This window comes from Nocardia sp. NPDC058176 (assembly GCF_042883805.1).
GTDB lineage: Bacteria > Actinomycetota > Actinomycetes > Mycobacteriales > Mycobacteriaceae > Nocardia.
The window spans coordinates 615,150-624,196 of sequence record NZ_JBHVVA010000004.1; the positions used below are offsets into that span (position 1 = coordinate 615,150).

A 9,047-nucleotide genomic window follows, 5' to 3' on the forward strand; every position below is an offset into this window, starting at 1 on the left:
CCGGGCCGGACGCCGCCGGGCCGGACGCCGCCGGGCCGGACGCCGCCAGGCCGGACGCTGCCAGGCTGAACGCTGCCGGGCTGAACGCCGCCAGGCCGGACGCTGCCAGGCTGAACGCTGCTGGGCTGAACGCCGCCGGGCCGAATGCGGCCGGACGCCGCTGGGCTGAATGCCGCCGCGCTGCGCGCCGCCGGGTCGGACGCGCCGGTCCGCCCTCTCGCTGCACCGGCCTCCGCTGACCCTCCGCGACCTGGACGCACGATCACCAGGCTCTGAGGTAAGGATCGGCCGAGAAGGCGTTGCCACCAGAGCCTGGTGATCAGTGGTCCAGGTCGCGGGGGGTGAGGAGTTTGGTGAGGAGGGTGGTGAGCTGGGTGCGTTCGGTGGGGGTGAGGGCGGCGAAGGTTTTGTCGAGGAAGGTGGGGGTGGTGGCCTCGGCGGTGGTGAGGCGGTCGCGGCCGGCCTCGGTGAGGGTGACGGCGTAGGAGCGGCGGTCGAGTGGATTGCGTTCGCGCCGTACGTATCCCGACCGTTCGAGGTCGTCACAGACGGTGACCATCACGCTGCGGTCGATGCGCAGTTCCTCGGCGAGGGCCTGCTGGGAGCAGGGGCCGACCTCGGCGAGCATTTTCAGCACGAGGTGCTGGCCGACGCCGAGGCCCTGGGTGTTCGCGTGCGCTTCGGCCGCGCGGGCGACGGTCGCCGAGGCGCGGCACAGGGCGATGTCGGGGCGTTCGGCGGCGAGCTGGGGGAAGTAGGTCGGTTTGGGCGGCATGCGACTCCTCTGGTCGAGACCCCCATTAAATCATCTGTGGACAGATTGTTTGACGGCAGACGGTTGGCGCTCTACGGTCATAATCGTCTGAGCACAGATTGTTCGGTGTCAGACGATCCCCGCACCCAGGAGTTCCGATGACCCTCGATCTCACCCCTGACCAGCTGCTGTCCACCACCCGCGCGGTGCGCAAACGGCTCGACTTCGACCGGCCGGTGCCGCGCTCGCTCATCGAGGAGTGCGTCGACCTGGCCACCCAGGCGCCCACCGGCCGCAATCGGCAGCGCTGGCACTTCCTCGTCGTCACCGACGCCCCGCGCCGACGCGAGCTGGCCGACATCTTCCGCCGCGCGCTCGTCCTCGGCGAGGCGGCGCCGCTGACCGGCCGCGACATGGAGCGGATGAACGTCGCCCCCCGTTCCACCGCAAAGGTTTTCGACGGACTGCGCTACCTGGCCGACAACATCCACCGCGTCCCGGCCTTCGTGATCCCGGCCGTCGAGGGCCGCACCGACCGCGCCTCGGTCGAGATCCAGGCCGGGACCTGGGGCTCGATCCTGCCCTCGGTGTGGAGCTTCATGCTCGCCGCGCGCGCCCGCGGCCTCGGCACGGTGTGGACCACCGCGCAGGCGCCGCTGGAACGCGAACTGGCCGCGGTCCTCGGCGTGCCCTACGACAAGGTGATGCTGGCCGCGTTCCTGCCGCTGGCCTTCACGATCGGCACCGATTTCAAGCCCGCGGTACGGGTGCCGCGCGAACAGGTACTGCACTGGCAGAAATGGTGAGGCGTTCGTCGGGGCGTCATCGGCGCAGCACGCGGGTGTCACCTCCGGCTGTCACCGTGGAGGCATGAACGCCGAGCTGATCGTTTCCGTATCGGGGATCAGGGACACCACCCGTGACGCCGCGATCGAGTTCGCGGCGGAGATGGATCAGCGCGACGTGCGGCTCTCGCTGCTCGTCGCGCCGCGCTTGAAGGGCAAGTACCGGCTGGCCGACGACCCGGCTACGCAATCCTGGTTGCGCGGCAGGCGGCACGTGGGCGACGCCATCGTCCTGCACGGGTACGACCAGGCCGCCACCAAGTCCCGCCGGGCGGAGTTCGCGAACCTGCCCCGGCACGAGGCCACCCTGCGGCTCAAGGCCGCCGACCGGGTGATGGAGCAGGTTGGACTGCGGACCAGGCTGTTCGCCGCGCCCCGCTGGGACGCCTCGACCGGCGCGCTGGCCGCGCTGCCCGAAGTCGGCTTCCGGCTCGCGCTCGGTCTCACCACCATGATCGACCTGGAACGCGATGTGGCACAGCGGGCCCGGGTGTACGGCATCGGTGAGGGCTTCCGCGCCGAACCGTGGTGGTGCCTGGCCCTGGTCATGGGCGCGGCCCGCACGGCGCGTCGCGGCGGGGTGCTGCGCCTGGCCATCTCGGCCGCCCAGCTCCAGCGTTCCGGCCCGCGCCAGGCCATGCTCGACGCCGTCGACCTCGCGCGCTACCACGGCGCGCGCAGCGACGTGTACCGGTGGGAGCCCTTCCCGGCCATCCGAGCCGCCTGACCGCCACCGCCGCGCACACATCGGCGATCAGGGTGCGCGGCGGTGGCTCCTCGCCACATCGGTTCTCGCGCAGGGCTAGTGGGGTTGGTCGGGGACCGCCGGGGTGGCGTCGTGGGTGAAGCCGCCGACCTCGGCGCGGGTGAGCGGGGTGCGGTGGGGGTTGTGGGTGAGTTGGTCGACGCCGCGGCGGATGTCGGCGAGCAGCAGGTCGACCATGTCGAGGGTGAAGCCGTGGCGGAAGACCGCGCGCATGATGGTCTCGTCCTGGCGGTCGGCGGGCAGCGGGTACGCGGCGATCAGCCAGCCACGGGAGCGCAGGTGGTTGGACAGGTCGTAGAGGCTGTACTCGGGATCGGCGGCCAGACGCCACGACACCGCGGCGATGCCGTGGTCCGGTCGACCGGCATGGATCAGCTCGAACGGGCCGAGTTCTTCGAGTCCCTTCGCGAAATGCCCGGCCACCAGGTAGATCGCCGACTGGACCCGGGTGTAGCCCACCCGGCCGAGCCGGATGAACTCGTAGTACTGGGTGATGGCCTGGCCGCCGGGGCGGGAGAAGTTGAGATTGAACGTCGGCATGTGGCCGCCGAGATAGTCGACATCGAAGATCAGCTCCCGCGGCAGATCGGTGGCCTCGCGCCAGATCGCCCAGCCGACGCCGAGCGGCGCGAGGCCGGTCTTGTGGCCGGAGGCGTTGATCGACTTCACCCGCGGTAACCGGAAGTCCCACACCAGATCCGGTGCGGTGAAGGGGGCGAGGAAACCGCCGCTGGCGGCGTCGACGTGGATCGGGATGTCGGGGCCGCCCGCGGCGTGCAGCTGGTCGAGTCCGGCGCTGATCGCGGCGACGTCCTCGAACAGGCCGGTGAAGGTCTGGCCGAAGGTGGGTACGACAGCGATGGTGTTGTCGTCGCAATATCTGGGCAGGTCGTCGGGGTGCAGGGTGTAGCGGTCGCCGCGCAACGGCACCTGGCGCAGTTCCACGTCGAAGTAGCGGGCGAACTTCTCCCAGCAGACCTGCACCGGACCACACACCAGGTTCGGCGTGCCGGTGCCGCCGCGCGCCCGCCAGCGGAACTTCGCCGCGAGCCCGCCGAGCATCGCGGCCTCACTCGACCCGGTGGTCGAGGTGCCGAGGGTGCTCGCCGGATCGGGGGCATGCCACAGGTCGGCCAGCATGCGCACGCAGCGTTGCTCGAGCTCGGCGGTCTGCGGGTACTCGTCCTTGTCGACGATGTTCTTGTCGGTCGATTCGGCCATCAACCGGTGGGCGTTGTCGTCGATCCAGGTGGTGCAGAAGGTGGCCAGGTTCATTCGGGCGACGCCGTCGAGGAGCAATTCGTCGTGCACGATCTCGTAGGCGACATCGGGGAAGAGCTCGTGGGCGGGAAAACCGCCGTGTGGGGCCGGACGGGCGAAACCGGGAAGGCTGAAAAGGTCGTGCGGATCGGGATTGTCGGCCACGGAACCTCCACTCGTCAGTGGTGCGCTGCCAGCTGATTGCTCCACGAGCATTCTGCAACGTTTCTGTCCCATATGCGCTTGTTTCGCGCCTTTCCCGAGGATGCTCGGCGGTTACTATTCGTGAGCAGTTGATCCAGGGGTTTCCGCTAGTTGTGCAGACACAGCAGGAGGCAGCGCTGATGACCGGCTCCGCGACCAAGGTCGCGACGACGACCAAATATCTGTCCTGGGTGACCTTGGCGCTGATGACCACGAGTTCGGTGGCCAGTCTGCGATCCGCGCCGACCATGGCCGTCTACGGGCTCGCCTGCGTATTCCTCTACATCATTCCCGCGATCCTGTTCCTGATGCCGACCTCACTGGTCGCCGCGGAACTGGCCTCGGGCTGGCAGGGCGGTGTCTACAAATGGGTCGGTGACGGGCTGAACAAACCACTGGGCTTTCTGGCCGTGTGGTGCCAGTTCGCCATGACCATTTTCTACTATCCGAGTCTGTTGGCTTATGTGGCAAGCACTTTCGCCTACATCATTCATCCCTCACTCGCCTCGAACGGCGTGTATGTGGCGATCGTGATCATCACCATCTATTGGGCCGGTGTCTACGTGTCCTCGCACGGCACCAAGACGGTGGCGGGATTGTCGAGCATGGGGCTGATCATCGGTACCTTGATTCCCGGCACGGTGCTCGTCGTGCTCGGGTTGGTCTTTCTCGCGCAGGGCAATGCGTCTGCGGCGCCGATGGATTCGAGTCATCTGCTGCCGGCGTGGGCGGGGTTGGCGAGTCTGGTGCTGATCGTCAACAACTTCCTGTCCTACGCGGGCATGGAGATGAACGCGGTGCACGTGTCGTCGCTGCGCAATCCCGGCAGGGAATTCCCGAAGGCGATGTTCCTCGCCGTCGGCCTGGTGCTGGTGATCTTCATCCTGCCCGCGCTGGCGATCAGCTGGGTGGTGCCCGCGGCCAGCCTGAGTCTCACCGCGGGCGTGATGCAGGCCTTCGACGGGTTCTTCAGCCACTTCGGGATCGGCTTCCTCACCCCGATCGTCGGCATCGCGCTGGTGGCCGCGGCACTGGGCGGCATGCTCACCTGGCTGGCCGGACCGTCCAAGGGGCTGTTGCTGATCGGGCGCAGCGAAGGCTATCTGCCGCCCATCCTGACCAGGCTCAACAAGCACGGCGTCCAGCAGAACATGCTGGTGGCCCAGGGCGTGTTCACCACCTTGATCGCCCTGCTCTACGCGTTCATCCCGAATGTCTCCAGCGCGTACTGGATTCTGTCGGTGATCACCACGCAGGTGTATCTGATCATGTACGTGCTGATGTTCGCGGCGGCGGCCAGACTCCGCAAGAACCAGCCCGACCATCCCCGCGGCTATCGCGCGCCCGCGCTGTACGCGCTGTGCGGGCTCGGCGCGGTGTCCTCGGTGGCCGCGTTCACGATCGGTTTCGTGCCGCCCTCGCAGTTCGGCGCGGGCAGCCCGCTGATCTATGTGCTGATCGTCGGCGGTGGGATGAGCGTCGTCGGCCTGTTGATTCCGTACCTGTTCTACCGAAACCGCAGGGACAGCTGGAAACTCGACGTCCCGGAGGGAGAGAAGGTATGACGACCGGAGACGCGCCCGACCGCAAGCGCCGCTGGATCTATTTCACCGCGGGCGCGCTGCTCGTGGTGTTCGCCCTGATCGGGTTGTTCACCTTCAGCGAGATCCGCCACGACGCGCAGGCCCAGGCCAAAGCCGAACAGCTGCACGACAATCTGGTCGCCGCCGGTCTCCCGGCGCCGGATCCGCGGATCATCGCCAACTCGCTCGGTGAGGACGGCGGCGCGGTCTGCCAGGACCCGGATTCGCCGCTGATCAAGGCGAGATACCAGGCCGCCATCAGCAATGGCGCGGCCGGGCCGGGCCAGCGGCCGGTCATCGGTTCCAACGACAGCGCCGAGGCCGTCGCGCAGGCGCTGGCCGTCTACTGTCCCGACCGCCTGCCTGCTTATCTCGACCATCTCGGCACACTGAAACTCGACGACACGACGAAGTAGAGGCGGGACTCGATGACCACCGAAGCAGACCTGCGCGCGCGGGTGTCCGGCCTGATGGCTCAGGCGAAATCCGATCTCACCCAACTGGTTTCGTTCAAATCCGTGGCCGACCCACGACAGTTCCCCGCTGAGGGCTGCGCGCAGACCGCGCGGTGGGTCGCCGACGCGTTCGCCGCGGCGGGCCTGACCGAGGTGGGCCTGCACGAGACGCCCGATGGCAGCAACGCCGTCATCGCGTCCAAGCCCGCACCGCCCGGCGCGCCGACGGTGCTGCTGTACTGCCACTACGACGTGCAGCCCCCGCTCGGCGACGACGCCTGGCACACCCCGGTCTGGACGCTGACCGAGAAGGACGGCCGCTGGTACGGGCGCGGCGCCGCCGACTGCAAGGGCAACATCGTCACCCACCTGACGGCCCTGCGCGCCATCGGGCCCGACTTCCCGATCGGGATCAAGGTGGTCTCCGAGGGTTCGGAGGAACAGGGCACCGGCGGGCTGGAGAAGTTCGTCGTCGCCAATCCCGACCTGCTCGCCGCCGATGCGATCCTGGTCGCCGACTGCGGCAACTTCGCCGTCGGCGTGCCCACCTTCACCCAGACCCTGCGCGGCTTCGTGAACGTGGTGATCACGGTGAAAACCCTCGCGGGACCGATGCATTCGGGCATGTTCGGTGGACCGGCGCCCGACGCGCTCGCCGCGATGATCCAGCTGCTGGCCTCGCTGCGTGATGCCGAGGGCAACACCACGATCGACGGTCTCACCAACGATCAGGCCTGGACCGGCGCGCAGTACCCGCCCGCCGACTTTCGTGCCGATGCCGAGGTGCTCGACGGCGTCGACCTGATCGGCGGCGGCAGTGTCTCGGACATGCTGTGGGCGCGGCCCGCGCTGACGGTGCTCGGCATGGACGTCCCCGCCGTCGTCGGGTCCTCGGCCGCGATCCAGCCCAGCACCAGGGCCAGGCTCAACCTGCGCATCCCGCCGGGCACCGCGCCCGAGCACGCCCACGAACTGCTCGAGCGGCACCTGCGCGCGCACCTGCCGTGGAACGCCCAGCTCGACATCGAACTCGAATCGCTCGGCAACCCGTTCGTCGCCGCCGAACACGGCCCCGCCCGCGACGCGCTGGCCACGGCGATGGCGACCGCCTACGGTCGCGAGGTCACCACAGAGGGACAGGGCGGCTCGATCCCGCTGTGCAATGTCTTCGCCGAGACCTACCCGAAAGCCGAGATCATGCTGATCGGCGTGGAGGAGCCCAAATGCCTGATCCACGCGCCGAACGAGAGCGTTGACCCGAGCGAGATCGAGCACATGGCGCTGGCCGAGGCGCTGTTCCTGACCAGCTACCGCTGACTCAGAACTGGTCGTGGTCCTCGGGTTCGATCACCCGGAACTCGGTGCCCGCCGGGGCCATCTCGCTGAGGCGGCCGAAGAAGATGCCCTGGGCCGAGGGGTCGATGATGCCGTGGTGGATGGGGATCGCGGTGCGGGGATTGACCGCGCGCAGGTAGTCGACGGCGTCCCAGATCCGCATCCACGGAGCCGCCGCCGGAATGGCGAGCACACCCACCGGCACCGGCGGCACCCACAGCGAATCGCCGGGATGGACCAGCTGGGCGGGGTCGGCGGCGGTGCCGAGCTGGAAGACGGTGTTGTCGACCACCGGGATCTCCGGATGGATCACCGCGTGCCGCCCGCCACCGCCGGTGATCTGTAGTTCCCCCAGCTCGAGCACCTGGCCCGCGGAAACCGGCTCCCAGCCCTCCGCGCGCTGCTGGGCGGTCTGCGGATCGGAGAGCAGCCGGGCGGTGGGATTGGCCTCGATCAGCGCCTCGATCCGGTTCGGGTCGATGTGGTCGGGGTGCTGGTGGGTCACCGCGATCGCGTCCAGCCCGGTGATGCCCTCGAAACCGTGCGCGAACGTACCGGGATCGAACAGCACCTTCGCGCCGTTGAGCTCCACGAGGATGCAGGAATGGCCGAAGTGGGCGATGCGCATGTCCCGATGCTATAGCCGGCGGGCCCGGAGGCGGGAGCGGAGTGTGGCCACGGAGGGCCCTCGGGGGTCGGCGCCGTCGAACACAGCCGCCACGACCCCGGAAGGCGGGCACGACGGCCGGGTCAACTAGGATTTCTGAGGTAACCCCCCACACCACATGAGGAGCAACGCGTGGCACGAGTCGTGGTCGAGGTCATGCCGAAGGCCGAGATCCTGGACCCCCAGGGACAGGCCGTGGTCGGCGCGCTCCCGCGTCTGGGATTCGCTGGAATCTCGGATGTGCGGCAGGGCAAGCGATTCGAGCTCGAGGTGGACGAGAGTGTCTCCGACGCCGAGCTCGAGCAGATCGCCGAGGCGCTGCTTGCCAACACCGTGATCGAGGACTGGAAGGTCGTTCGGGTCTCGTGAGTGCACGCATCGGCGTAATTACGTTTCCGGGCACGCTCGATGATGTCGACGCGGCCCGTGCGGTGCGGTTGGCTGGTGCCGAGGCTGTGAGCCTGTGGCACGCCGACGCCGACATCAAGGGTGTCGACGCGGTCATCGTGCCCGGTGGTTTCTCCTATGGCGATTACCTGCGCTGCGGTGCCATCGCGCGGTTCGCGCCGGTGATGGGTGAGGTTGTTCGCCAGGCGGGGCAGGGGCTGCCGGTGCTCGGGATCTGCAATGGGTTCCAGGTGCTGTGTGAAGCCGGGCTGTTGCCTGGGGCATTGACTCGTAATGAGGGGCTGCACTTCATCTGCCGGGATGAGTGGTTGAAGGTTGAGGCCACTGGTACGGCGTGGACGTCTCGGTATGAGGCGGGGGCGCAGATTTTGGTGCCGTTGAAGTCGGGGGAGGGGCGTTATCAGGCTTCTTCCGAGGTGCTCGACGAGCTCGAGGGGGAAGGTCGCGTGGTGTTCCGGTACGCGAGTGACAACCCGAATGGGTCGCAGCGGGGGATCGCTGGGATCGCTTCTGCCAATGGGCGGGTTGTGGGGTTGATGCCGCATCCGGAGCATGCGACTGAGGCTTTGACTGGGCCCAGTGATGATGGGTTGGGGATGTTTTTCTCGGTTATCGATAGTTTGGTTGGGGCTTGAGATCTGGGATTTACACGCCCGGGCTGTGAACGCTGTGTTATTGGAGCGCTGGCGCGCTCGAGTCGCGGCCCCGGAGGGGCCGCCGGTTAGGCGCCGCGGCTTGCTCCTTCGTCGCGTACGCCGCGGCGCCTAACC

At 68.2% G+C, this 9,047-nt stretch carries 10 protein-coding genes; 7 read left to right on the forward strand and 3 right to left on the reverse strand.

Annotated features, from left to right (window positions below; translation table 11 throughout):
* Positions 1 to 319: 319 nt before the first annotated feature.
* The gene (locus ACFVVM_RS24250; RefSeq protein ID WP_387622271.1) at positions 320 to 775 is read right to left on the reverse strand and encodes a MarR family winged helix-turn-helix transcriptional regulator; all 456 of its coding nucleotides are present in this window, start codon (positions 773 to 775) and stop codon (positions 320 to 322) included.
* 137 nt (positions 776 to 912) lie between these two features.
* Here ACFVVM_RS24250 and ACFVVM_RS24255 point away from each other — a divergent pair, with 137 nt between their 5' ends.
* Complete coding sequence (locus tag ACFVVM_RS24255; protein WP_387622274.1) at positions 913 to 1,560, forward strand: nitroreductase family protein; 648 nt, start codon at positions 913 to 915, stop codon at positions 1,558 to 1,560.
* A gap of 64 nt (positions 1,561 to 1,624) precedes the next feature.
* Positions 1,625 to 2,326 carry a DUF2334 domain-containing protein gene (locus ACFVVM_RS24260; RefSeq protein ID WP_387622278.1) on the forward strand — a complete coding sequence of 234 codons (702 nt, stop codon included), beginning with the start codon at positions 1,625 to 1,627 and terminating at the stop codon, positions 2,324 to 2,326.
* 75 nt (positions 2,327 to 2,401) lie between these two features.
* On the opposite strand, the gene ACFVVM_RS24265 is transcribed toward ACFVVM_RS24260, so the two are convergent.
* Entirely contained in the window at positions 2,402 to 3,790 is a 1,389-nt protein-coding gene (locus tag ACFVVM_RS24265) for a glutamate decarboxylase (protein ID WP_387622279.1), read from the reverse strand.
* Positions 3,791 to 3,969: 179 nt separating this feature from the next.
* On the opposite strand from ACFVVM_RS24265, the gene ACFVVM_RS24270 reads away from it, so the two are divergent.
* The 3 genes from ACFVVM_RS24270 to ACFVVM_RS24280 are packed head-to-tail and all read left to right on the forward strand — an operon-like array spanning position 3,970 to position 7,184.
* On the forward strand, positions 3,970 to 5,394 hold the full coding sequence (locus tag ACFVVM_RS24270) for an APC family permease (RefSeq protein WP_387622282.1): 1,425 nt from the start codon (positions 3,970 to 3,972) through the stop codon (positions 5,392 to 5,394).
* The gene (locus ACFVVM_RS24275; RefSeq protein WP_387622285.1) at positions 5,391 to 5,828 is read left to right on the forward strand and encodes a hypothetical protein; all 438 of its coding nucleotides are present in this window, start codon (positions 5,391 to 5,393) and stop codon (positions 5,826 to 5,828) included. Before ACFVVM_RS24270 ends, ACFVVM_RS24275 begins: the two co-directional genes overlap by 4 nt.
* Before the next feature lie 12 nt (positions 5,829 to 5,840).
* Positions 5,841 to 7,184: a dipeptidase gene (locus ACFVVM_RS24280; protein ID WP_387622287.1), complete on the forward strand. Its 1,344-nt coding sequence runs from the start codon at positions 5,841 to 5,843 to the stop codon at positions 7,182 to 7,184.
* A 1-nt stretch (position 7,185) separates the two neighbouring features.
* On the opposite strand, the gene ACFVVM_RS24285 is transcribed toward ACFVVM_RS24280, so the two are convergent.
* Positions 7,186 to 7,830 carry an MBL fold metallo-hydrolase gene (locus ACFVVM_RS24285; RefSeq protein ID WP_387622290.1) on the reverse strand — a complete coding sequence of 215 codons (645 nt, stop codon included), beginning with the start codon at positions 7,828 to 7,830 and terminating at the stop codon, positions 7,186 to 7,188.
* 171 nt (positions 7,831 to 8,001) lie between these two features.
* On the opposite strand from ACFVVM_RS24285, the gene purS reads away from it, so the two are divergent.
* Positions 8,002 to 8,238, forward strand: a complete 237-nt coding sequence (purS, locus tag ACFVVM_RS24290) for a phosphoribosylformylglycinamidine synthase subunit PurS (protein WP_022565847.1) — start codon at positions 8,002 to 8,004, stop codon at positions 8,236 to 8,238.
* Positions 8,235 to 8,912, forward strand: a complete 678-nt coding sequence (purQ, locus tag ACFVVM_RS24295) for a phosphoribosylformylglycinamidine synthase subunit PurQ (RefSeq protein WP_387622292.1) — start codon at positions 8,235 to 8,237, stop codon at positions 8,910 to 8,912. The genes purS and purQ overlap by 4 nt, the downstream gene beginning before the upstream one ends.
* Positions 8,913 to 9,047: the final 135 nt, after the last annotated feature.